This window comes from Segatella copri (assembly GCF_026015465.1).
Classification (GTDB): Bacteria; Bacteroidota; Bacteroidia; order Bacteroidales; family Bacteroidaceae; genus Prevotella; species Prevotella copri_E.
This window is the reverse complement of record NZ_JAPDUQ010000002.1, coordinates 512,079-535,736: the sequence shown is the minus strand read 5'-3', so window position 1 is coordinate 535,736 and position 23,658 is coordinate 512,079. Positions and strand designations below refer to the sequence as shown.

At 43.8% G+C, this 23,658-nt stretch carries 25 protein-coding genes; 6 read left to right on the top strand and 19 right to left on the bottom strand.

Features of this window, described 5'->3' with window-relative positions:
• Window positions 1-47: 47 nt before the first annotated feature.
• Window positions 48-542, bottom strand: a complete 495-nt coding sequence (locus ONT08_RS09175; RefSeq protein ID WP_153080646.1) for a hypothetical protein — start codon at window positions 540-542, stop codon at window positions 48-50.
• Window positions 543-741: 199 nt separating this feature from the next.
• Window positions 742-1,179, bottom strand: coding sequence for a hypothetical protein (locus ONT08_RS09170; RefSeq protein WP_153080645.1), 438 nt, complete (start codon window positions 1,177-1,179; stop codon window positions 742-744).
• A 1,084-nt stretch (window positions 1,180-2,263) separates the two neighbouring features.
• On the opposite strand from ONT08_RS09170, the gene ONT08_RS09165 reads away from it, so the two are divergent.
• On the top strand, window positions 2,264-2,470 hold the full coding sequence (locus ONT08_RS09165) for a hypothetical protein (RefSeq protein ID WP_154481360.1): 207 nt from the start codon (window positions 2,264-2,266) through the stop codon (window positions 2,468-2,470).
• Between the two features lie 375 nt (window positions 2,471-2,845).
• Here the strand turns inward: ONT08_RS09165 and ONT08_RS09160 are convergent, their stop codons facing one another.
• Window positions 2,846-4,402, bottom strand: a complete 1,557-nt coding sequence (locus ONT08_RS09160; RefSeq protein WP_118200255.1) for an IS1182 family transposase — start codon at window positions 4,400-4,402, stop codon at window positions 2,846-2,848.
• A gap of 842 nt (window positions 4,403-5,244) precedes the next feature.
• Window positions 5,245-6,234 carry an Abi family protein gene (locus ONT08_RS09155; protein ID WP_264959751.1) on the bottom strand — a complete coding sequence of 330 codons (990 nt, stop codon included), beginning with the start codon at window positions 6,232-6,234 and terminating at the stop codon, window positions 5,245-5,247.
• A 206-nt stretch (window positions 6,235-6,440) separates the two neighbouring features.
• Between ONT08_RS09155 and ONT08_RS09150 the strand changes: the two genes are divergently transcribed.
• Both ONT08_RS09150 and ONT08_RS09145 read left to right on the top strand, forming a co-directional pair.
• Window positions 6,441-6,539, top strand: coding sequence for a smalltalk protein (locus ONT08_RS09150; protein ID WP_153093992.1), 99 nt, complete (start codon window positions 6,441-6,443; stop codon window positions 6,537-6,539).
• Between the two features lie 102 nt (window positions 6,540-6,641).
• Window positions 6,642-7,193: an HU family DNA-binding protein gene (locus tag ONT08_RS09145; protein WP_264959750.1), complete on the top strand. Its 552-nt coding sequence runs from the start codon at window positions 6,642-6,644 to the stop codon at window positions 7,191-7,193.
• A 147-nt stretch (window positions 7,194-7,340) separates the two neighbouring features.
• On the opposite strand, the gene ONT08_RS09140 is transcribed toward ONT08_RS09145, so the two are convergent.
• From ONT08_RS09140 to ONT08_RS09095, 10 genes are all read right to left on the bottom strand, one after another.
• Complete coding sequence (locus ONT08_RS09140; protein WP_006849046.1) at window positions 7,341-7,499, bottom strand: DUF4295 domain-containing protein; 159 nt, start codon at window positions 7,497-7,499, stop codon at window positions 7,341-7,343.
• A 43-nt stretch (window positions 7,500-7,542) separates the two neighbouring features.
• Window positions 7,543-7,731: a 50S ribosomal protein L33 gene (rpmG, locus tag ONT08_RS09135; RefSeq protein ID WP_006849045.1), complete on the bottom strand. Its 189-nt coding sequence runs from the start codon at window positions 7,729-7,731 to the stop codon at window positions 7,543-7,545.
• Window positions 7,732-7,736: 5 nt separating this feature from the next.
• Window positions 7,737-8,000 (bottom strand): 50S ribosomal protein L28, encoded by a 264-nt coding sequence (rpmB, locus tag ONT08_RS09130; RefSeq protein WP_006849044.1) that lies wholly within the window; start codon window positions 7,998-8,000, stop codon window positions 7,737-7,739.
• 147 nt (window positions 8,001-8,147) lie between these two features.
• The gene (locus ONT08_RS09125) at window positions 8,148-8,660 is read right to left on the bottom strand and encodes a CinA family protein (protein ID WP_022121811.1); all 513 of its coding nucleotides are present in this window, start codon (window positions 8,658-8,660) and stop codon (window positions 8,148-8,150) included.
• A 92-nt stretch (window positions 8,661-8,752) separates the two neighbouring features.
• Entirely contained in the window at window positions 8,753-9,778 is a 1,026-nt protein-coding gene (tsaD, locus tag ONT08_RS09120) for a tRNA (adenosine(37)-N6)-threonylcarbamoyltransferase complex transferase subunit TsaD (protein ID WP_118200450.1), read from the bottom strand.
• Between the two features lie 66 nt (window positions 9,779-9,844).
• Window positions 9,845-10,705 carry a type I methionyl aminopeptidase gene (gene map / locus ONT08_RS09115; RefSeq protein WP_264959749.1) on the bottom strand — a complete coding sequence of 287 codons (861 nt, stop codon included), beginning with the start codon at window positions 10,703-10,705 and terminating at the stop codon, window positions 9,845-9,847.
• Between the two features lie 108 nt (window positions 10,706-10,813).
• On the bottom strand, window positions 10,814-11,434 hold the full coding sequence (locus ONT08_RS09110) for an HAD family hydrolase (protein WP_264959748.1): 621 nt from the start codon (window positions 11,432-11,434) through the stop codon (window positions 10,814-10,816).
• Between the two features lie 35 nt (window positions 11,435-11,469).
• On the bottom strand, window positions 11,470-14,253 hold the full coding sequence (metH, locus tag ONT08_RS09105) for a methionine synthase (RefSeq protein ID WP_264959747.1): 2,784 nt from the start codon (window positions 14,251-14,253) through the stop codon (window positions 11,470-11,472).
• Between the two features lie 3 nt (window positions 14,254-14,256).
• Window positions 14,257-14,736 (bottom strand): SsrA-binding protein SmpB, encoded by a 480-nt coding sequence (gene smpB / locus ONT08_RS09100; RefSeq protein WP_006849038.1) that lies wholly within the window; start codon window positions 14,734-14,736, stop codon window positions 14,257-14,259.
• Between the two features lie 25 nt (window positions 14,737-14,761).
• The gene (locus ONT08_RS09095; RefSeq protein WP_022121815.1) at window positions 14,762-15,271 is read right to left on the bottom strand and encodes a DMP19 family protein; all 510 of its coding nucleotides are present in this window, start codon (window positions 15,269-15,271) and stop codon (window positions 14,762-14,764) included.
• 241 nt (window positions 15,272-15,512) lie between these two features.
• Between ONT08_RS09095 and ONT08_RS09090 the strand changes: the two genes are divergently transcribed.
• The gene (locus ONT08_RS09090) at window positions 15,513-16,214 is read left to right on the top strand and encodes an iron-sulfur cluster assembly scaffold protein (RefSeq protein ID WP_006849036.1); all 702 of its coding nucleotides are present in this window, start codon (window positions 15,513-15,515) and stop codon (window positions 16,212-16,214) included.
• 15 nt (window positions 16,215-16,229) lie between these two features.
• A complete protein-coding gene (locus ONT08_RS09085) occupies window positions 16,230-17,243 on the top strand; it encodes a GGGtGRT protein (RefSeq protein ID WP_022121816.1) in 1,014 nt (337 codons plus the stop codon).
• Between the two features lie 193 nt (window positions 17,244-17,436).
• Here ONT08_RS09085 and ONT08_RS09080 read toward each other — a convergent pair whose 3' ends face one another.
• The 5 genes from ONT08_RS09080 to ONT08_RS09060 all read right to left on the bottom strand — a co-directional run bounded on the left by ONT08_RS09080 (window position 17,437) and on the right by ONT08_RS09060 (window position 21,433).
• Window positions 17,437-18,921, bottom strand: a complete 1,485-nt coding sequence (locus ONT08_RS09080; RefSeq protein ID WP_264959746.1) for a hypothetical protein — start codon at window positions 18,919-18,921, stop codon at window positions 17,437-17,439.
• An 89-nt stretch (window positions 18,922-19,010) separates the two neighbouring features.
• Window positions 19,011-19,541, bottom strand: a complete 531-nt coding sequence (locus tag ONT08_RS09075; protein WP_153073547.1) for a 30S ribosomal protein S16 — start codon at window positions 19,539-19,541, stop codon at window positions 19,011-19,013.
• A 139-nt stretch (window positions 19,542-19,680) separates the two neighbouring features.
• Window positions 19,681-20,148 (bottom strand): DUF4293 domain-containing protein, encoded by a 468-nt coding sequence (locus tag ONT08_RS09070; protein ID WP_117727967.1) that lies wholly within the window; start codon window positions 20,146-20,148, stop codon window positions 19,681-19,683.
• Window positions 20,149-20,162: 14 nt separating this feature from the next.
• Window positions 20,163-20,513 carry a DNA-directed RNA polymerase subunit omega gene (locus ONT08_RS09065; RefSeq protein ID WP_117586749.1) on the bottom strand — a complete coding sequence of 117 codons (351 nt, stop codon included), beginning with the start codon at window positions 20,511-20,513 and terminating at the stop codon, window positions 20,163-20,165.
• Window positions 20,514-20,566: 53 nt separating this feature from the next.
• The gene (locus ONT08_RS09060) at window positions 20,567-21,433 is read right to left on the bottom strand and encodes an outer membrane protein assembly factor BamD (protein WP_118200445.1); all 867 of its coding nucleotides are present in this window, start codon (window positions 21,431-21,433) and stop codon (window positions 20,567-20,569) included.
• A 158-nt stretch (window positions 21,434-21,591) separates the two neighbouring features.
• Between ONT08_RS09060 and uvrB the strand changes: the two genes are divergently transcribed.
• Window positions 21,592-23,637, top strand: coding sequence for an excinuclease ABC subunit UvrB (gene uvrB / locus ONT08_RS09055; RefSeq protein ID WP_264959745.1), 2,046 nt, complete (start codon window positions 21,592-21,594; stop codon window positions 23,635-23,637).
• The last annotated feature ends 21 nt before the right edge of the window (window positions 23,638-23,658 follow it).

The following is a 23,658-nucleotide window of genomic DNA, read 5'->3' as shown; positions in this document are numbered from 1 at the left end:
CAGTTATATAATATTATACGATTATATCAGCTATAAGTATCTGAACATCAAGAGATATATTCCAATAAAATTCTTCGAATATTTTTTGCCTCATTACACCAGGCATTATAATTACTAAACTGTGATATGTTATTGCTCACCGATGCTTTAGCCACACCTTCGATATGCGAAGCATTCAAGAATAGGGCATGAAAAGGTTTCCACATGATAGTATTGTTAGCAGGGTGCTTCACTCCCAGAATATCGGATACGATATACACCATATATCCATACTCAGCCTGCGTACGATCCCATACATACCAAGAGCCCTCAGTATGAATATACTTATGTTCTGTCAGTGTTTTCCATATCAGGGCAGCCTTCTCAGTCTTGAGTCTGGGGTCCACCTTGATTTCCTGGTCTACTTTAAGATTTTGGTTACTAGCAGCTGTATTCTGCAAAAAATCACTCACCTGCGCATTGCTACCAATGACAACAGAGCAATTCAGTATGGTTACTCCACCAGTCAGAATTGCCTGGGCAAAAATTTCTTCTAACGACATTTTCCTTTTCTTGTTAGAATGTTAATGATAAGAACAAGTCACGTTTTACCTATCGTTGGGGAAAGGACTTCTAGCAAACGGTGTCCGCACACAACCTTGTTGCATACGGTAGTCTTTAAGGCAAATGATCTTCGCCCAATCGGAGTTGAACTTTCATTTTTACGAGATAATTTATTAATTAATAGCATATTAGGTTGCGCTACCCTGGCAAACTCTCATTCTTCACCACTTGGCGCAAGTCTTTTTTCTTATATAAATCCTCCACGAAGCTAGCCATCATGCCATATATCTTCTCATAACGCTCTTTCAGTTTGTTGATTTCATTCATCTCATCCTTCTTTTTTTGCTCCTTGTCTCTTCCCCATCTTATCTTGCGTTCTCTGGCAGCCTCTTCTTTCATCAGGTAATAGCCTATGACATAACAAAACTTTCGGATGCTCTCAAAGGTAATAGATGTCTTCTTCTTTCTCAGCGCAGCGATAGTTTTAGGGTCTACACCAAACTCCATATGAATCTCCTTGGGGGTCATCATATCCTCATTCATCATCAGATCGAGCAGTGTTCCCACCTCCTCAATCATATTTTCTCTCATGATTCTATCAGCATAAGAGTTGATGTAACTTCTACCTTTAGTCATTGCTTATTCCAATTTTTGCCTCAAAATTAGCTTCCTTATTTGGAATAAACAAGTGATATAGGATTCCTTAAATCCCAAAAAGAGTGCTATTTTTTTACTATCTCACAGAAAATTAAGCAAAAGACTTAATAAAGTGTGCATTCATAGTAAAAGGAACTGGCAGCCCGGAAGCTACCAGTTCCTTCTACTTTTTGGAAAATTTACGGTAGATGTGCTCAGCACATTGTCGTTAAAAGTCTATACCACATTCTGCTTGAAGAGAAGGTGAATCACCTCTCTCTTCTGCCTTAAGCACGAATGGTTCCTTATTCTTGCTAACCCATATTCTTACATAGCTATCACTTCTGCTACTAAAGGAAAGGTTGCAATTTATTTTAAGATACAGTCTACTATTCTTTTTGATAGGACCATAAGTTGCCTCCCACTTAGTATCCTTTGTCTTTAAAGTAACTGGACCTTTATCACCTTGGCAGGAAATGGTTGTAGACCATACTGCTTGAGTATTCCATGGATGAATATCCATTTCATACTTCACATAATAGCGATCCTCTTCCTACGGTATCTCAGGAATGTCGTTACCATAACTATCTTTCGAACAAGTCATTAGGCACATTGTGCATAAAAGCATCAGAGCACATAAAGTGCTACTTACCATTCTGTTTTTCTTCATAATCATATAGTTATTTACTATCGCAAGGAAAATTCACAAGCGTGATTTAACCTAATTTTGGAATAACCCAGACTAGCTTAGAGGGCTTTATATGCCCTCAAAACAGTGATAAACAGCAGAAAATCAAGGTTTTCGGACGGTCTTGGGGCTGATTTTCTTTAAGCTCATATCATTAAGATATTAAGTAGTCAGCATCAATAGCAATGCTGACCACAAAGGTACGAAATGTTTTTGAAACCACCAAAGTTTTTGGAAATAAAATAATGAAAAGCATAATTCAGACGTTTATTCTCACTTAAGGTCTAATTTTAAAATATGCGCGAATAACATAATATAGTTTAAGGCATTTGGAAAAACGAACTTTTCTCTATAACTTCGCGGCTATATTTATTGAAATTTAAAATGGTTAGTAACATGACAGAAGTATCAAACAACCTTCTATGGTTCTTACAAATGCTAAGACATGCAGAGGCAACACTCGCCCATGCTCTTGCTCAATCAGAAAGATTTAATAAACACGACAGAGAAGTCATTGACAAAATTAAAACGGAAGTTGTAATGGCAGACCTAACCTTGTTACAATTGCTAGCTCCCAAGGAAAAATACAATCCACCAACATAGTATGTGATTAGGAGTCACTGTACCAATAAAAGGTACGAAATGTTTTTGAAACAACCAAGGATTTTTGAAGATTATTTGTATTACGGTAATTACAATTTCAGTTATTACAGTTTTTCCCTGAGGGGGTATAAGGGTTTGAAGGTAGTAACAATCTGTTACTACAAATATTTATGAGGGTGTGTCATAAGTCTATGGCGCACCCTCTTTTATGTTATTTATTGCATAATCCTAGAAGTATCGTAGCCTATTCCAAAAAGGGAATCATATTATATCGTCTGCAAATTTTACTTTTTCCGATCTTCTCTATTATAAACAGGCAAGAAGTTCACAAAAGGGCATAGTTATCCCTGACGATAAAACAACCAAAATTGAGTTTTATCGTTTTATACCCAAATATTTCTTCAAATTGAATCCCATTCCGAACAATCCTAGATCCATATAAACCTTGTCCATTCCAAAATGCCTGAATCGCTTATAATGCATATCCGCCTTCATCTGCCCAAATACAGCTTCCGGCTCTATCGGTCGCTGGCTTCTGTGTTTCAAGCCCTCTTCAGACGTTAGTAGCAGGAAGGCTTCCTTTTTATATGCATTCAGTTTATGGTTGACATATATGGTTCTGTTGCCTTTGGATTTCTTGCAGAGACTTCCAAGCGGACATCCATCACATCGTTGTGCTCTATATAATGTAATGACAGACACATAGCCGGAGTCACTTTTCGTTTGCCGTTGTCCACAAGGTTCCATGTGTTGTCCCATGGGGCAGACATAATAGTCATCATCCCTGTTGTAGTAGAAGTTCGCTTGGTTGAAGGCATCCTCCTTGAAAGGCTTATGCTGTTCCTTGTGAAACCAGTTGTACTTTACATAACCCATCATTTCTTCCATCTCTAGGTACTCGTAGTTCTCCTCCGAGCCATACCCTGAGTCTGCGGTGACGCTCTTGGATTGCTTTCCATATCTTTTCTTGTACTTATCCAAAAAAGGCTTGAAGGTCAGGGTGTCTGTTGGATTGGGATAAAGGGCGAAATTCGTCCAATATTGATTCTCTGTCGCAATTTGAAGGTTATAGGCAGGCTTTGTCTGCCCATTGTTCATGGCATCTTCCTTGAGGCGCATGAAGGTCGCATCGGGATCAGTCTTGGAGTAACTGTTTCTCTCGCCCAGTATATCCAGTGATTTTTCATACTCGCACAGTTTGTCCGAGGCTTTGAACAAGTGATCTATCTGAGTATTTAGCTTTTGCTTCTCTCTTCCTGTAAGCTTTGCCTTAGGAAGGTTCTTAGCTTGCCTCTCACACAAACGTGCACTTCTCTCTACATCCTTGGCGGAAGTGGCTGGCTCGCTGTCTTCTTCCTTAATGTCACTCCCGCCATTCAGGCGAATTTGTTCTTTTATCTGAGCCAATGCAGCAGAGGTCTTTTCCAAGAGCTTAGCCCTGTTCTTTTCCACAGTCTTCTTCCATACAAACGTGTACTTGTTTGCTTTCGACTCTATCTTAGTGCCATCAACATATTGTTCCTCCAGACTAATCACGCCCTTTTCAACCAATATGGAGACGACTGCATCAAAATAAAAGTCGATGCATTTAATCATATGATTGGATCTAAAGCGGTTGATTGTTGCGAAAGATAATTGCTTACCTCCACAAATCCACATATAGCGAACATCGTATTTAAGTGCGTCCGCTATGCCACGACAGGAATAAACGCCATTGATATAGGCAAAAACAACTAAACTTAGAAGCATCTTCGGACTGTAAGGAGGAGCACCAATCCCATCATAGGTATCCATGAGAGGGTTGATGTCCATACTGCGAACAATACGATCCACCATACGAACTTTGCTGTCTTTTGGCACATAATCATCGAAAGAGTTAGGAAAAAAGCTCAATTCGTGCCGAGTTTCAGATTTTATTTGTATCTTTGCCATACTTAAAGAAGTTTTCTGCAAAGATACAAATCTTTTGCGGAAAGGCAAAGCCCGAGCTTGTGAAAGTTTGGGCTTTGTTGTAAATAAAAACAATTTTTTCAGTTCTGTATCTGGAAAAAGAAGAAAAACGAAAAGGGTGCACCATAGACTTATGACACACCCTCATACTTTTCTATACTTACATTTTAAAAGCGTGATATTGGGTCAAAATAAAACTGTAATAACTGAAATTGTAATTTGTAATCGATTTTTTAGCGGTATCGAAATGCATACTTTCATTGCCCCTAAAACTATGACTATCTCATCACAAAGCTATGAGTTATGACCCGCAAAACGATGAGTTTTTTTCTTTAACACAATATGGCAGAAATGTTAATGGAATTTCACATAACTCTGCAAGGTGATTTTTGGTGGTTTAGGAAAAATGTGTTAGTCCGAATACCAAACTGCTATCTCCATAAAGGTTCGTTTTCCTATCCTTGTGGAAAGCCCATGGCATGTAAATCAATATTGGGATAATCTGCAAGCAACCTGTTCATCTACGTTTATCGGTTGTTTGTCGTAATCCATATACCCTTTATAAAAAGCGAAGTCCCACCGTGGTACGCATCGTTGAGAGGCGTGGTGGGATTTGTTGCTGCAAAAATACTCTTTTTTATTGGAAACTCCAAATATTTTCCTCAAAATCTACTTATCAAATATGTATTTTAACGTAAAAAGTTCTAATTTCCATGTCTTTTCCCCTCAAAATCTATGGCAGAAATGTTAATGGAATTTCACATAACTCTGCAAGGTGATTTTTGGTGGTGTAGGAAAAATGTGTTAGTCCGAATACCAAACTACTATCTCCACAATGGCTCATCTTGCCAATGTTTAGGAAATCCCATGGCATTCGTGTCAACTTCTGGATATTGTGACAATAAGTCCTTGAACTTAGCACATAATTCATTTCGTGGATCAATGGCATTGAGCCAATATAACAAGCAACAAAGAACGGAATATAGTCGATTAGCGACTTCGGGCTTATTCATTATCCATGCTTGTTTTAATTTCATTGGAAGTTGGGGCATAACAGGCATCACACGATTCCATACACGCCCATGATGGGCACAACAGTTGCGAAGCGCATTGATGGATTTCATCCAGCTTTCAAGTATTTCTTGCTGAGGAACGTTATAGGAACGAGCTATTTTCTTTTTGGCAGCACCATTGGCGAAATTGAAATACAATTTTGTCAAGCAGCCAAACGATGTCAAATCTATTAGTTTCCAAGCTGGTGGAAAATCTTCATTGCCATACTTTACATAATGCTCTTTGATAAAATCATCCTTGGAACGCTGCAGTTCTCTATCCAAAGAGGAAAGATTCTCTGCAAACTTATGCTTGTCAACAGCCAAATCGGGATTGATAAACCAAAAAGCTCCATAATTCAAAGAAAACTGGTTGATAACCTTTGCCCGCAAAGAAATCTCAATCTTTTGTATAGCGGAAAATAGCAGGGTTCTAAGTTTGACATCAAACTCATAAAGTCTCACAGCTTTCTCAAATGTTGCATTTTCCTTATAGCTATGCCTGTCTGAAGCTTTGAAAGGACGCAAATATGCTGCAAATCTAAAGTAGCTGACATTCTCAAGAAAAGCATTTGCCTTTCTCTCATCCATAATCACCAATCCCTCATTTTGAAGATTGGCTAAAAGGGTTGCTGTACCAAGTGGTGGATTAATATATTCCATACGCATATAAACAAAAAGTTCCGCCCTGGTACGCTGTTCTATGGGAAGCGTGGCGGATTCTAGTGCTGCAAAGATACTGTTTTTATTTGATTTCTCCAAATATTTTCTTCAAAATCTGCTTGTCAAATATGTATTTTAACGTAAAAAGTTCTAATTTCCATGTTTTTCCCCTCACAATCTATGGCAGAAATGTTAATGGAATTTCACATAACTCTGCAAGGTGATTTTTGGTGGTGTAGGAAAAATGTAGTACCTTTGCACCTGTAATCAAGAACATTATTAATCACTAAAAAAACTAGAAAATTATGAAGAAAGAAAATTGGAAACAGATTTTTCAGATTGTACTCACAATCTTGACGGCGCTCGGCACTACCCTCGGAGTAACATCATGCATGGGGGTATGATAGTTGATAGTTAATAGTTAATAGCGGCTTCGCCGCATAGCAAGACTGCTATAAACTTTAAACTATAAACTATTTTTCAATCACTTTAAAACAAAAAGAACTATGGCAACAAAAGGAACATTGAAGTATCGTAAAGTAACTCGCACTCCTCAGAGCGGACCTAACAAGAACAAGCAGATGTATTACGCAACTGCTGTAACTGACCGTGAGATGAACTTCGAGGAGTTTGTAACTCACATCTCGGAGCACAACTCTCCTTACAGCCGAGGCACCGTACACGGCGTATTGATGGATACGCTCGACTGCCTGCAGGAGCTCATCCTCGATGGCAAGAGCGTACGTCTCTCCGACCTGGGTCTCTTCTCCATCGGTATGACATCACGTGCCGAAGATACCAAGGACAAGGTATCGGCAGCGAGCGTGGAGGGCGTACACCTCATCGTGCGTAACACCAAGACTTGGAGCAACGCTGAGCTGCGCAAGAAATGCCGCATAGAGGAGTATGACACCTACGGCAACACTACCGACGAGGGCTCTGTGCCGGGCGACGGCAAGGACAACGACGGAGGCGGCTCTACCCCTAGCGGCGGCTCAACCCCTAGCGGCGGCGACAGCGGCACTACCACTCCTGGCGGCGGCGATGGACTGGAGTAAGCTACGGCTAATAGAGTAGATGTGGGGAGTTACCCCCCAGCACCGACACACGAAAAAAAGGTCGCTCCCCTAATTGGGTAGCGACCTTTATCTTTATATTTGAATTTTGATGTAATCTAAATTCAACGATGCTCATCTGCAAGGAAATTAATCCTTGAAGAAATCCTTAACAGCCTCGTTTGGTACCATCTTCTCATCGAAAACGTATGCACCAGTCTTAGGGCTCTTAACCATCTTGATAACCTTTGTATATGCGCGACCATCCATGTTACCTTCGTGGAGGGTAGCGACCGCTTTCTTTGCCATAGTCTATTTAAATTGATAAAATTATTAAACTTGTAAGCTAAGCTTACTTAATCTCCTTGTGAAGAGTCATCTTCTTAAGGATTGGGTTGTACTTCATCAACTCAAGACGCTCAGGAGTGTTCTTACGATTCTTTGTAGTCACGTAACGGCTTGTACCTGGCATACCACTGTTCTTGTGTTCAGTGCACTCGAGGATAACCTGTACTCTATTACCTTTTGCTTTCTTTGCCATGATATTTATTCTCCTATAACTTTAATGTCCTTCCAATCTACGTAGCCCTTCTTTACTGCCTGATTCAAAGCAGCATCGAGACCTACCTTATTAATAAGACGAAGACCAGCAGCACTGATCTTGAGGCTGATCCAGCAACCCTCTTCTACATAGTAGAATTTCTTGCTGAAGAGGTTAACATCAAAGCTTCTCTTTGTACGGTGCTTTGAGTGAGACACATTGCAACCTAACTGTGCCTTCTTACCTGTAATTTGACAAATCTTAGACATTTCTATCTTTAATTTTGTAATTCGTTAATTGATACCTATTCCAAACAGAGTGCAAAATTACAAAATAATTTGGTAATAACAAAATAATCCCTAAAAGAACGCTGTCTTTTAAGGATTATTAATATTTGATAGCCTTAAATTAGCAATTTAAGCCTCTTTTTTAAGTTCTTCAGCATGTTCTTTCAAGAATTCGAGCATGCCTTTAAGCGCTGTATTTGTGGCAATTGCAAGGTTGATGTCGCGTCCGAAATCTTCGGTGAGTTTTACCACGCGAACATCGTTCTTATCGCCATAACCTACATAGATTGTGCCCACAGGAATGGCTGGAGTTCCACCCGTTGGACCAGCCACACCCGTTGCAGAAATGGCGAAGTCTACATTCAGGGTCTTGATTGTGCCGAGCACCATCTCCCTAGCCACTTCTTCGCAAACGGCAGTCTGCTCCTCCAGAACCTCATGGCTCACGCCCAAAAGATTCTCCTTTACCTCGTTGGTGTAGCTTACTACACCACCCTTGAAGTAATTGCTGGCACCTGGCAAAGAAATCAGCGCCTCGGCGATACGACCGCCTGTGCAGCTCTCTGCTGTGCCTACTGTCTTGTCACTGTTGTAGAGCATCTCCTGGATGCCCTTGCTCAATATCTTTGTTTCAAATTCCATCTTTTTTAGTTTATAATTTACAGTTTATAGTTTATAGCATGAACCACCTTGAAACAAGATTGCCCAATTAACTATAAACTATAAACTCTTAATTACTTAAATGTTACTTTACTATAGGCTGGCAAGTCGATGGTTGCAAACTCACCATCACGATACTTGAAGGTTCCCACGCAGCCTATCATCGCCGCATTATCGGTAGTATAGCTGAACTTTGGGATGTAGATAGTCCAGCCGAAGCGCTTGGCATGATCGTGGAAAGCGTTGCGCAAACCATTATTGGCACTCACACCTCCAGCTACAGCCACATGCTTGATGCCGGTCTGCTTGACAGCCATGCGGAGTTTCTTCATCAGAATATCAACGATGGTAAACTCAATGCTGGCAGCCAGATCGTACTTGTTCTTCTCAACAAAATCAGGATCAGCAGCCACCCATTTGCGCAAGCTGTAGAGGAAACTTGTCTTGAAGCCTGAGAAACTGTAGTTCAATCCCGGAATATGAGGCTCAGAGAAACTGAATGCCTTCGGATTGCCCTGACGTGCATACTTATCTACAACAGGACCACCAGGATAGCCCCACTCCAGTACCTTGGCACACTTGTCAATAGCCTCGCCAGCCGCATCATCGATGGTCTGTCCCAGCACTTCCATATCGTTGTAGGCATTCACCTTTACGATCTGCGAATTTCCACCGCTCACGAGAAGACAGACGAATGGGAATGGAGGTGCGCTCTGGTCATCATCGCTCTCCTTGATGAAATGAGCCATCACATGCCCCTGCAGATGGTTTACATCAATCATCGGAATATTGAGCGAACGGGCGAATCCCTTGGCAAAGCTCACACCCACGAGAAGCGAGCCCATCAGCCCCGGACCACGGGTGAAGGCTACGGCAGAAAGATCTTCCTTCTTGATGCCTGCACGCGCGATGGCCTGGTCAACGACTGGAACCACATTCTGCTGGTGGGCACGGGAAGCCAACTCCGGAACAACACCGCCATAAGCCTTGTGAACCTCCTGAGAGGCGGTTACATTGCTCAGCAGCACACCATTCTTGAGCACTGCGGCAGAGGTATCATCGCAGCTGCTCTCTATACCTAATATATATATATCCTTCATTATATCAAAGTTTATCAAGCAAAAAAAATGCCCTATTAACTATAAACTATCAACTATTAACTAACACTAGTGTGTCAAAACCTCCACACCTGTCTCTGTCATCACAAGCGTGTGCTCCCACTGCGCAGATGGCTTCTCATCACCGGTGATTACTTCCCAACCGTACGGATCGTCCGCATCGAGGAATACCTGCCAGGTGCCCATGTTGATCATTGGCTCGATGGTGAACACCATGCCCGGAACGAGCAGCATGCCCGTGCCTTTATGACCATAGTGAAGAACCTCAGGCTCTTCATGGAACTGACAACCTACGCCATGGCCGCAAAGATCGCGAACCACACCATAACCATACTTCTTGCAATGCTTCTCGATAGCATGACCGATATCACCTACGAACGAGTATGGCTTGGCAACCTCCATACCGATTTCCAGGCATTCCTTGGCTACGCGAACCAGCTGCTCCTTCTCAGGAGTAGTCTTGCCGCCAACGATGAACATACGGCTGGCGTCAGCGTAATAGCCATCTACGATGGTTGTCATGTCCACATTGATGATATCGCCCTCTTCGAGCACATCCTCTTCCTTAGGAATACCATGGCAAACCACTTCGTTGATAGAGGTACAAACGCTCTTAGGATAGCCTTCGTAATTGAGACACGCAGGAATGGCATTATGATCCTTACAATACTGCATGCAGAGATCATCAATCTCCTGGGTGTTGATTCCCGGACGGATCATCTCGGCTACCGCATCAAGACAACCGGTGTTTACGACACCACTCTTGCGGATGCCTTCTATCTGTTCTGGAGTTTTAATCAAGTCACGGGTAGGAACAAGTTTACCCTTGTTTTCCCAAAACATTACCTGCTTGTCGAGCTCTGTAAGAGGCTGACCTGGCAAGCAATGCCATCTTTTCTTCTTAACCATTGTATTATGTATTTAATATTTGCGACTGCAAAAGTACATTTTTTATTGCAGAGCACAAAATAAAATGGCAATTATTTGCATTTTAGTGCAAATAATCACCACAAATAATTACTTCAAATGCTCGTAAATCTTATCGCACCAGTCTTCGCCATTCTGTGGACAATAAGTAAACAGTCCCAGTTCAGAGGCTGCACAGCAGTTACGGGGACCATCATCAATAAACAGGCACTCCTCTGGCATGATCTGCTCCTGAGAAAGGACATAACGGAAGAAATTCTCATCCGGCTTCATATACTTTGCCTCATAAGAACGGTACATCGCATCGAAATAATCGCCGATAGGATGACCGTCGGCAGAGAATGCCTCGCTGTCTACCCAGGCTGAAACATAAGGGTTGGTATTACTGAGCAAGATTACACGGTAGCCCAGCTTCTTAAGATTGCGGAGAGTAACCAGATTGCGTTCTGGAATTTCCTTCATGTAGCCCAGCCAGCAATGCTGCAGTTCCTCGAAGGTTACCTCGCGGCCAATCTTCTTGCACACTTCCCGACGGTATTCCTCCTCGGAAATCTTGCCCTCTTCCAGCTGGCCGTTCAAGCCCACCTGCTTATAAGGGTCCATCTTCTCCGCAAACTCCTTCATACCCAACTCAATGAAGCGTTTGCCTGCCTCATTCTCGTCGAGGGTGATGATAACACCACCCATATCAAAAATCACAGTTTTAATCATATAATTATCCTAAAAACGTTGTATTCTTTATCTTGTCAGAACAGCTCCAGTTTGTTCTTTCTTGCCTCTGAGAGCGAGGCTATCTTAGCCTGCTCTTCGTGATAGTCCTGGCGAAGTTTCTCGTAGCGCTCCTTCAGTTCCGCCTCAAACTTAGGACCTTCTACCTCGTTGAGGAATCGGGCACAGATTCCGGCATTGAGCGATGCGTCCTTCACCCAGATGACCGGTCCGTCATATTCAGGCGCAATTTTCAGAGCCACATGCAGTTCGCTCGTCGTTGCCCCACCTACCATGATAGGAATGCGCAAACCAGCCTTCTGCATTTCTCGGGCCACATGAACCATTTCTTCAAGCGAAGGGGTGATAAGTCCGCTCAAACCGATTGCATCTACCTTTTCATCGATAGCTTTCTGTACAATCTGTTCGGCTGGAACCATCACACCTAAGTCGATGATTTCGTAATTGTTACATGACATAACCACGCAGACGATGTTCTTTCCGATATCATGAACATCGCCCTTCACAGTTGCCATCAGAATCTTGCCGGCAGTTGTTGCTCCACCCTGTTTTTCTGCCTCGATATGAGGCTGAAGGATAGAAACTGCCGATTTCATCGTGCGAGCCGTCTTGACAACCTGCGGCAGGAACATTTCGCCTTTTCCGAAAAGTTCGCCTACCAGGTTCATGCCGTGCATCAGAGGTCCCTCAATTACGTTTACTGCATGAGGATATTTGGCAAGTGCTTCGTCAATATCCTGCTGCAGGAAATCGGTGATTCCCTTTCTCAGCGCATACTTCAGACGTTCTTCTACACTCTCCTTTCGCCATTCAGGAGCAGCCGGTTTCTTGGGAGCAACACCGCCTGCCTTAGCTGCAGCCTTGGCAGCATCAGCCTGGGCTTTTATCTCTGCCGCAAGCTCGATAAGTTCATCAGCTGCACCTTTCCTCCTATTCAGCACCACATCCTCGATGAGCTGAAGCTGTTCTTCAGGAATTTTATTATAATCCATTCTGGCTTTGGCATTTACAATACCAAAGTCCATACCTACCTGCTGGGCATGATGCAGGAAAACACAATGGATAGCCTCACGGATGTAAGTATTGCCACGGAATGAGAACGAGAGGTTACTGACACCTCCGCTGACATGTGCACCAGGCAGGTTCTGATGAATCCACTCCGTTGCACGGATGAACTCAACAGCATAATTATCATGCTCCTCCATACCGGTAGCTATGGCAAGTACGTTCGGGTCGAAGATGATATCGAGCGGATTCATGCCCAACTTGTCTACCAGAAGATGATAAGCACGTTCTGCTATCTCGATGCGGCGCTCGAAAGTGGTAGCCTGTCCTACTTCATCAAAACACATCACAACGACTGCTGCACCATAGCGCAACACATCGCGGGCATGAGAAAGGAATACTTCCTCGCCCTCCTTCAAACTGATGGAATTGACAATACACTTGCCCTGGCAGCACTTCAAGCCAGCCACGATGACGTCCCATTTGGAAGAGTCGATCATCACCGGAACCTTCGCAATGTCTGGTTCGGCTGCAATCATATTCAGGAAATTAACCATCTCGGCTTTCGCATCGAGCAAACCATCGTCCATATTCACGTCAACGACAGCCGCTCCATCAGCCACTTGCTTTCTGGCAATACCGATGGCTTCTTCATAATTCTTTTCGTTAATCAAACGCAGGAACTTCCTGCTACCAGCTACGTTACAGCGTTCGCCCACGTTGACGAACCGGCTGGCGTCAACCGGCAAATGTACGGAATCATCGACCTGCAGAAGGTCCAATCCCGAGAGCCACATATACTTAGGTTTCTCCACCACCTGGTGCGGCTTCTTACCCTCAGCTATACGGGCGTAATGTGCGATGAATTCAGGACTTGTACCGCAGCATCCGCCTATGATGTTCACGATACCTTCATCGATGAATTCGGCTATTTGCGGAGCCATCGATTCGGCTGTCTCGTCATATTCGCCCATTTCGTTAGGCAAACCGGCATTAGGATGCGCACTAATATAATAAGGTGCAACCTGAGCCATGTGCTCGATGAAAGGTTTCATCTGAGGAGCACCAAAGGCGCAGTTCATGCCGACAGAGAAGATAGGATAAGGAGAAAGCGAAGCTAGGAAAGCATCTACAGTCTGACCGCTGAGCGTTCTGCCCGCCAGATCACTTACCGTAAGACTGATCATGACAGGCAACTCTACTCCATGTTTCTTCATCATGGTGAGCGCTGCATCTATCATCGCCTTGCAATTGAGTGTATCAAAGATGGTTTCGATGAGAATCACGTCAGCACCGCCTTCGATAAGTCCGTCCACCTGTTCGCAAACATCGGTGAAAAGCTCATCGTAGGTAATCTCGCGGGCGGCAGGATTGCTGACGTCCGGACTCATGGAGCAAGTCTTGTTGGTTGGTCCCACATCTCCTGCAACGAAGCGTGGTTTATCAGGCGTAGAAAACTTATCGCATTCGATACGTGCCAGTCGGGCACCCTCGAATGCCATTTCGCGGGCGCAGTTCTCCAGGTGATAATCAGCCTGCGAAATGCGCTGGCACGAAAAAGTATTCGCGGTAATAATATCGGCGCCAGCCTCCAGGTAGCGTCGGTAAATATCAGATATCACATCAGGACGAGTAATGTTGAGCATGTCGTTGTTGCCTTTCATCATACCCGGCAAATCGCGGAACCGCTCTCCTCTGAAGTCTTCTTCTGTAAGATTATACTTCTGAATCTCAGTACCCATGGCACCATCGAGAATCAGAATTTTCTCCTTTACAATCTCTCTTAAATTCTTCATTGTCTAAAAGTGCTTGATTGCTCTATCCATCTCTCTTCTGTCTTCCTTTTCTTTCAGAGTCTGGCGCTTGTCATACTCCTTCTTTCCCTTACAGAGGGCAATATCCACCTTGGCTCTACCGTGATTATCGATAAATATGAGGGTTGGAACAATGGTGAAACCAGGCTGCTTGCTGTCCTCTTCAAGACGGCGCAATTCGCGCTTGGTGAGAAGAAGCTTGCGGTCGCGGCGAGCCTCATGATTGCTGAAAGAGCCATAGAAATAAGGAGAGATGTTCATTCCCTTGACCCAAAGTTCGCCCTGATAGAAATCGCAATAACAATCTACCAGCGAAGCCTTTCCGCCACGGATTGACTTAATCTCTGTTCCCGTAAGCACAATGCCTGCGGTATAAGTATCAACGAAGAAGTACTCGAACGAAGCCTTCTTGTTGCGTATCTGTATCGGACTCTTCTTACGGAGTTCCTGTTCTTGCTTGTTCATATATATATAATAATGTATTATAAGTTTATAGTTTGACAATTTCGCAGAAATTGTCGATATGATCATCGATGTAGAAGGCAACCTTGCTGGTCCACTCTTCTTCGTTCTCAACGAACTCATCGTCAAAATCATCAAACTCCGGAAATTTTTCGTAGAGCGCCATAAACTCCTCATCGGTCAGATCGCGCTCAATCTCCTCATGGTTTGTTTTATACAGGAAATGACTCTTCTTGATGAGTTTGGCGAGTTCTGTCAATCCCCAGTTTTTAAACGCCTTGTCGGTAGGGTTCTTCCAGAGGAAAGCACCGTAACCGTTATGTATGAGCTGAACCATTCCGCCATCCATCATCTCCTCATGCAGGATATCCCAAGCCAGAAGAGTAATCTGGTCGCTGTTGAGCTGCGCCATGGTTTCGGCAGTCAGTTCACCACCAATCGCTTCGCGGATAGCGTCCACGAAAGCCTTTACAAATTCATCCATGCCCGCCTCGGCAGCATGCTGAAGCTTGGCATCGTTTATCTTTACTTCGATCATAATCTACAAAATTGCAATTTTCAGTTTGCAAAGATACATGAAATTGTGCATAAACCCAAGAAAAAATCTAAATATTAGGTTAAAGAGTTAAAAAGAATACCCAATTTTAGGTATTTTCCGGATTTTTTTTGTACTTTTGTGCTCGGAATTGAGGTGATGGCACCGATGTTTCAGCAAAACAATATGAATTAAGTACAGAACTTTATACTTATAATATTCATTAATATAAAATTTAGCGAATATGATCTATTCTAAAGAAGTAGACAACATGTGCGTTGTCGCTAAGGGTCCTAACCACGGACCAGCTCCAATTCCTGAAGAGGGAAAATGGATTCAGGCAAAAGAGATCAAAGACATCTCTGGTTATACTCACGGTGTGGGTTGGTGTGCTCCTCAGCAGGGTGCTTGCAAGCTCTCTTTGAACATCAAGGAAGGCGTTATTCAGGAGGCTCTTGTTGAGACTATCGGTTGTACTGGTATGACTCACTCAGCTGCTATGGCTTCTGAGATTCTCCCAGGCAAGACTATTCTTGAGGCTTTGAACACTGACCTCGTATGCGATGCTATCAATACAGCTATGCGCGAGCTCTTCCTCCAGATTGTTTACGGTCGTAGCCAGAGCGCTTTCTCTGAGGGCGGTCTCGTTATCGGTGCAGGTCTTGAGGACTTGGGTAAGGGTCTTCGTTCACAGACTGGTACTCTCTATGGTACTGTAGCTAAGGGTACACGTTACCTCGAGTTGACAGAGGGTTACATCACAAAGCAGTTCCTCGATAAGGACAGCCAGGTTTGTGGTTATGAGTATGTTCACCTCGGCAAGATGATGGAAGCTATCAAGAACGGTATGGACGCTAACGAGGCTGTCAAGAAGTTCACAGGTAGCTACGGTCGTACAACTGCTGAGCAGGGTGTTGTTAAAGCTATTGATCCACGTAAAGAATAATAAGGAGATACAGATATGATTAGAAAAGTAAGTTACGAAAGTCAGGAACGTCGCGAGAAGCAGGTTCTTGCTGCTCTTAATGCTAACGGTATCAAGAGCTTGGAAGAGGCTAATCAAATCTGCGAGGACGCAGGTGTTGACCCTTATCAGATGTGTGAAGATACTCAGCGTATCTGCTTCGAGAACGCTAAGTGGGCGTATGTAGCTGGTGCTGCTATCGCTATCAAGAAAGGTGTTAAGACTGCTGCTGATGCAGCTGAGGCTATCGGTATCGGTTTGCAGGCTTTCTGCATCCCAGGTTCTGTAGCTGACGACCGTAAGGTTGGTCTTGGTCACGGTAACTTGGCTGCTCGTTTGCTCCGTGAGGAGACTCAGTGCTTCGCTTTCTTGGCTGGTCACGAGTCTTTCGCTGCTGCTGAGGGTGCTATCAAGATTGCTGAGATGGCAAACAAGGTTCGCAAGAACCCATTGCGCGTTATCTTGAACGGTCTTGGTAAGGATGCTGCTCAGATCATCAGCCGCATCAACGGTTTCACATACGTACAGACAAAGTTCGACTACTATACAGGTGAGTTGAAGGTTGTTAACCGCATCGCTTACAGCGACGGTCCACGTGCTAAGGTTAACTGCTATGGCGCTGACGACGTTCGCGAGGGTGTTGCTATCAACTGGAGCGAGGATGTAGACGTATCAATCACTGGTAACTCTACAAACCCTACACGTTTCCAGCACCCAGTAGCTGGTACATACAAGAAGGAGCGTATTGCTGCTGGTAAGCCATACTTCTCAGTAGCTTCTGGTGGTGGTACAGGTCGTACTTTGCACCCAGATAACATGGCTGCTGGTCCTGCTTCTTACGGTATGACTGATACTATGGGTCGTATGCACTCAGACGCTCAGTTCGCAGGTTCTTCTTCAGTTCCTGCTCACGTAGAGATGATGGGCTTCCTCGGTATGGGTAACAACCCTATGGTAGGTGCTACTGTTGCTATCGCCGTAGCTATCGACCTCGCTATCAACAAGAAGTAATTTCTTTGAGATACAAAACATATAAAAGCCTTGAGAATCAACTGATTCTCAAGGCTTTTTCTTTATTTATCCTACTGGAATAATCTTATATCTTACTGGAATAAAAAATTATCTCTCGGAGATATTTTTTTATCTTTCGGAGATATTCTTCTATCTTTCGGAGAAAATAATTTATCCTACAGTATTTCTATTCTTATCTAACCAGTTTTCGAATTTTCCTAAAACTAAACGATGTGCTCATAAGTGCAATGATTACGCCAATCAGCCAGTAAAGCCAATCACGATAACTGATCATGAAAACCAGGAACAACATTAAGAGCAGAATCAGAAGTTGAAAGATACAGAATCCGAAACCAAGAGCGGATAAACGGTAACCATAAACGGCTCTGCTGAAAATCAAGACGGCAATGGTCTCTATGGCATAAGCCACAGCAATGCCTCCCCCTACTCCTCTCAATCCATCTAACTGATAACCAGCTATTTCACAGACTATTAGTAAGATAACACAAAAACTTTCCTGAATGAGAAAAAGTCTGGAATCTCCCCTTGACAGCGGGAGATATTCTATTGGAAGATAAACCGCCTTGAACAACATGGCAACAGCAGCAAGCTGAGTCATCTGGAGCATCCCCATAAACTGGGCATTGTATAAAATCGGAATAATGAGAGGCAGACCTAAAATGATAGCAGCTACTATAGGCCCTAACAACAGGACATTCATCTCAAGCTGGCGGTTCACACAGAGATTGCGTTCTTTTACTGACTCCTCGTTTTTTCTGGAACCCGAAATGCTAGAGAGACGGGGATAAAAATCCTGATCCATGACCGAAAATACCATTCCCGCATAAACAAAGACAATCGTTATGCCGGCATTGAAAAGTCCGACAACTTCCAGATCGCCTTGTTGGTTCAAAAAGGCACGAATCAGAAATTCGCATCCGCTATTCATCAAACCCGAAAGCACAAATGCCCCGCCAAGTCGCAAAAGTGGAAAACCTGCAACTAGCGTCATTTTTCGCATATTTACGCCCCATCGTACAACTCGTCGGGAATATCGAAAATTCAGGGCCCATTGCATAAATGCCAAAATGAACAGAACGGGCAGAATACCTCTCTCACCAAATATCCAATAAACCGGAACCGAAACCAAAAGCAGAAGAATAGCCAGAAGACTTGCCTGCATCGCCAACGCACGCAACTGACCGGTAGCTTTCAGAATGGCAGTTTCACCTCCAGCCAGAATCGTGAAGAAAATGGTTGGTGCCAGGAGAATGAAATGTAGCGTATGATTGCCCCAGGAAAAAGTAAACCCATTGAGTAACGGACCCAGAAGAACACAGACAATGGCTCCGAAAAATGCAGCAAGCAGACTATAGGTGCGGACAAGAAGAACCGCCCCGGCGATATCAGCCTTTTCGGACTGCGATTCATCTGCAGCATGTTCCTTTTCAGAAATAAATGTAACACCACTTGTGGGAATGCCGAAATTACATGCAGAACTGAGAACAGAAATCGTTGAGCTGAAAAGAGACAGCAGTCCCATTCCAGAAGGTCCGAGGAAGAGCGCCGTAAATTTATTGCGCAAAACTCCTACAAGAATTCCCAATCCTTGCACACTGCCAAACAATCCTGTATATTTCAGAATATGCGAATAACTATTTTCCTTTTTATCGCCCATAATCAAAAGAAACAAAAAAAGGTTGGATTTCCCGAAAGAGAAATTCAACCTTTATACTTTAAAATCTCAAAAGAAGATTCTGTTGAAGATTAAGCCTCAGCTGGAGCCTCCTCTGCAGGAGCTTCCTCAGCAGCCTTAGCCTCTGCCTCAGCAGCAGCTGCAGCAGCCTTCTTATCAGCTACCTTCTTAGCGATTGCTTCGTTCATCTTCTTCTCAGCCTCGAGCTCCTTAGCAGCAGCTTCCTTCTTAGCCTTAGCATCGCCCTCGCGAACAGCAGAAGTCTTAGCGTCCTTGCCATTCTTCCAAGCGTCGAAACGCTTCTGAGCCTCAGCATCGTCGAATGCGCCCTTCTTAACGCCACCCTTGAGGTGCTTCATCAGGTAAACGCCCTCGCCCTTGAGGATGTTGCGAACTGTGTCTGTTGGCTGTGCACCAGTCTCTACCCAGTAGAGTGCGCGCTCGAAATTCAAATCTACAGTAGCTGGATTGGTGTTAGGGTTGAAAGTACCAATCTTCTCAGTAAATTTACCATCACGTGGTGCTCTAACGTCAGCGATTACGATGCTGTAGAAAGCATAGTTTTTACGACCGCCGCGCTGCAATCTGATTTTTGTTGCCATTTTTAAATCTTAATTTTAATTTAATTTATAATGAGGTTTGAATTTTATGCTGCCATCTCGTGACAGCGGGTGCAAAATTACTACTTTTATTTGAATTGAGCAAACTTTTATCGATATTCAAATGCTTTTTTAGCATTTTTTATCTGATTCGGTCTGCTGCTCTCAAGAGTTTGATGTCATCGTTCACACCTTTCATTGCCATCCATTCGAATATGATTGCTACCAAAGGAAGGCAAGCGGCAAACTGAAACTTCATCGTTCCTTCTGCTTCAGGAACAGGAATCAAGCCCATGAACATCACGATATAATCTACATACCATAAACCTGCAAAAAGCATGGCAAGTGAACAGAGTGATTTCTGAAGTTTCAGATTCTTGTACAAAAAGATGTTTACCAATGCTATAATAGCTGAAACGGCGAGCAGAAGGAACAGAGGAACGCAAGTAGTTGAAATCTGCATTCCTGCCTCCCCTACCACTCCGAGGTTATAAACCATAGTGTCTCCTCCCATCGTCTTAGCTGCGATGCTGGCGACAGGAAGGAAAAGACAGATAGCAATGGCGATGACAGCAAAGAGCAGAAATAATGTCTGTTTACGCTGTATCATATAGCTCTGGAATATTAAATTTCGCTATCGTGAACCATTGGTGCAGATGTCTTGGTTGGATCGCGCCAATAAATATTGTTCTCAATAAACTCTTCTGTAGCGAGCAAAGTTGGCTTTGGCAACTTCTCGTAGTAGCGAGAGATTTCAATCTGTTCGCGGTTCTCAAAAACTTCCTCCAAAGAATCGTTATAAGAAGCAAACTCCTGAAGTTTCTTGCTCAACTCCTGCTTGATTTCGATAGAAATCTGATTAGCGCGCTTTGCAATGATAGCTACGCTCTCGTAGATATTATGGGTATCATCGCAGAGATCCATAATGTTGCGAGTTACTGTGTTTACTGGTGCCTTTGATTTTTTGAAATCCATAATTATAGTACTATTATTATTATATTGTTTTTATCTTATTATATATATACTTTTTAATTGGTATTATTGCCAAGCTGGTCGAGAGCTGTCTCCGGATGCTCTTTCACATACTGCTTGCACTTCTCGATATACTTCTCGGCAAGTGCGCGATCCTTTGAATCAGGATATTCGTTGATAAAGCCATAACACTCGTCCTCAGCATCCTGGTAGCGCTCCAGCTGCTTTTTCTCGACACTCATCTTTGCCAGTTCATATTTGCCTTTCATGATGAGCGATGCAAACTCCTCGCGCCGGTTACTGTAAGGATAATCCTTAAGCGCATTCTGTGCAGTTACGATACAAGCCTCATAATTGTTGCCTCCGCTGGTACAGTTGCCGAAATAGGTGCCCATATCAAAATAGAGCTTGGCACTCTTATACTCCTTCTCAACCAAGAGGTCCTGAAGAGCAAAAAGGCGGTTTGTAGCCTGCTGCTTGAGTCGGGCATCTGGATAAAGATCCAGGAACTCCTGGAAGGCTGCGATGGCTGTAATCGTAGTACTCTGGTCTAGACGAGGCTCCGGAGCATTCTGATACAGACTCTCTCCTACAAAGTACTTTGCATTTTCTGCAAACTTACCTTTAGGATAAGAAGAGTAATACTTCTTGAAATACTCTGCTGCAGTCTCATAATCCTTCATACCATACTCGGCCATAGCCAGCATGTACAAACATTCCTCACCCTCGGTAGAACCTTTCTTCATCGTTACCAGTTCCTGCAGAAGAGGAATGGCACGGGAATACTTGCCCTGGGCATAGCTCTGCTTGGCGTACTCATACTTATAAGCATAATCGCCTGATTTCAATACCTGGTTATATTCGTGGGCACAGCTCGACAAGAGCAATGCAACACACGAAGCGATAAGAGTCAATTTTTTCATAATTCTCATTTTGAACTGCAAAGTTACTCATAATTTACTTATTATCAAAAGAAAAGATACATTTTTTCGTAAAAAATTAATCTTTATAACGATTAATGGCGTTTTTTTTGTAATTTTGCACCTTGAAACAGAACTTTTGAGAAGAAATCAGGAAGAAAATGGATTTTAAGATTACATCAAAATATAAGCCGACTGGCGACCAGCCGCAAGCCATCAAGCAACTCACAGAGGGGGTGCTTGAAGGAGACCCAGCACAGGTGTTGTTGGGTGTAACCGGCTCGGGTAAAACCTTTACGGTGGCAAACGTGATTGCCAACGTGGGGAAGCCTACGCTCATCTTGAGCCACAACAAGACTCTTGCCGCCCAACTGTATCAGGAGATGAAGGGTTTCTTCCCTGAGAACGCTGTAGAATATTATGTTTCATACTACGACTATTATCAGCCGGAAGCTTATCTGCCAACGACTGATACATATATAGAAAAAGACCTCGCCATCAATAATGAAATAGACAAGTTGCGACTCGGTGCTGTTTCTGCCCTTCTCTCGGGCAGAAAGGATGTCATCGTTGTCTCATCCGTATCATGCATCTATGGTATGGGCGGACCTGTGGCGATGCAGGAGAACATCATCAAGATTCATCGCGGGCAGCGACTCGACAGAAATGAATTTCTGAGGAAACTCGTTGATGCACTTTACGTTAGAAATGACATAGAACTGCAACGTGGCAACTTTAGAGTGAAAGGCGAAACGGTTGACATATTTATGGCTTACAGCGATCATGTTTTGCGCGTAACATGGTGGGACGATGAGATTGACAGTATCGAAGAAGTAGATTCGCTCACTTATCACCGCCTTGCCTCATTCGAAGATTACGAGATTTATCCAGCCAACCTTTTCGTAACAACAAAAGAACAGCAGGAAAGTGCCATTCGCAGAATTCAGGACGACCTGGTTAAACAGGTAGATTTCTTCAAGAGCATTGGCGATGGAATCAAGGCACAGCGCATCAAGGAACGTGTAGAATATGATATGGAAATGATCAAGGAATTGGGCCACTGTTCGGGCATCGAGAACTATTCCCGCTATTTTGATGGCAGGCATGAAGGCGAGCGTCCGTATTGCCTGCTCGATTTCTTCCCTAAAGATTTCCTGCTTGTGGTTGATGAGAGCCATGTGAGCATCCCGCAGATTGGTGCCATGTATGGAGGCGACCGGGCACGAAAGAAAAACCTGGTAGAATATGGTTTCCGCTTGCCTGCTGCCTTCGACAACCGTCCGCTGAAGTTCGAGGAATTTCATGATCTCATTCCGCAGGCCATCTATGTAAGCGCAACTCCAGCAGACTATGAATTGAGAGAAGCCGAAGGCGTGGTTGTAGAACAGCTGATTCGTCCTACAGGACTCCTGGACCCGGAAATCGAAGTCCGTCCAAGTGAGAATCAGATAGATGATCTTCTGGACGAAATATTGACAAGAACACACCACAACGAGCGAGTTCTGATTACGACTCTTACAAAGCGCATGGCAGAAGAACTCACCGAGTTCCTGCTCAACCACAACGTAAAGGCTGCCTATATCCACAGTGATGTGGCAACCTTAGACCGAGTAAAGATTATGAACGATCTCCGTGCAGGAGTATACGATGTACTGGTGGGTGTCAACCTGTTACGAGAAGGACTCGACTTGCCGGAAGTTTCGCTCGTTGCTATTCTCGATGCAGACAAGGAAGGCTTCCTGCGCAGTCACCGTTCTCTGACCCAGACGGCAGGCCGTGCAGCCCGAAATGTGAACGGCAAGGTAATCATGTATGCAGACAACATCACAGACAGCATGCAGAAAACGATAGATGAAACAGCCCGCCGCCGAAGCATCCAGCTAAAATACAATGCCGACCATGGCATTACTCCAAAACAGATTGTGAAAGCAATAACCTCAGCTCTGCCTACTAGCAAGGAAGAAGGAGCAAAGATTGTTCCGATGGGAGCAGAGGGTTCCAAGCCTCGCGTTTACGTGGAACCGGAAAGTGCAGCCTTCGTTGCCGACCCTATTGTTCGCAGTATGAGCAAGGAAGAATTGGAGAAGAGCATTGCCAATACTACGGCATTGATGAAGCAAGCTGCCAAAGACCTCGACTTCATGCAAGCTGCCCAATATCGCGATGAAATCATCCGATTGCAGAAGGAATTGGAAGAAAAGGGATAAACTCAAAAGAAATAACCATCA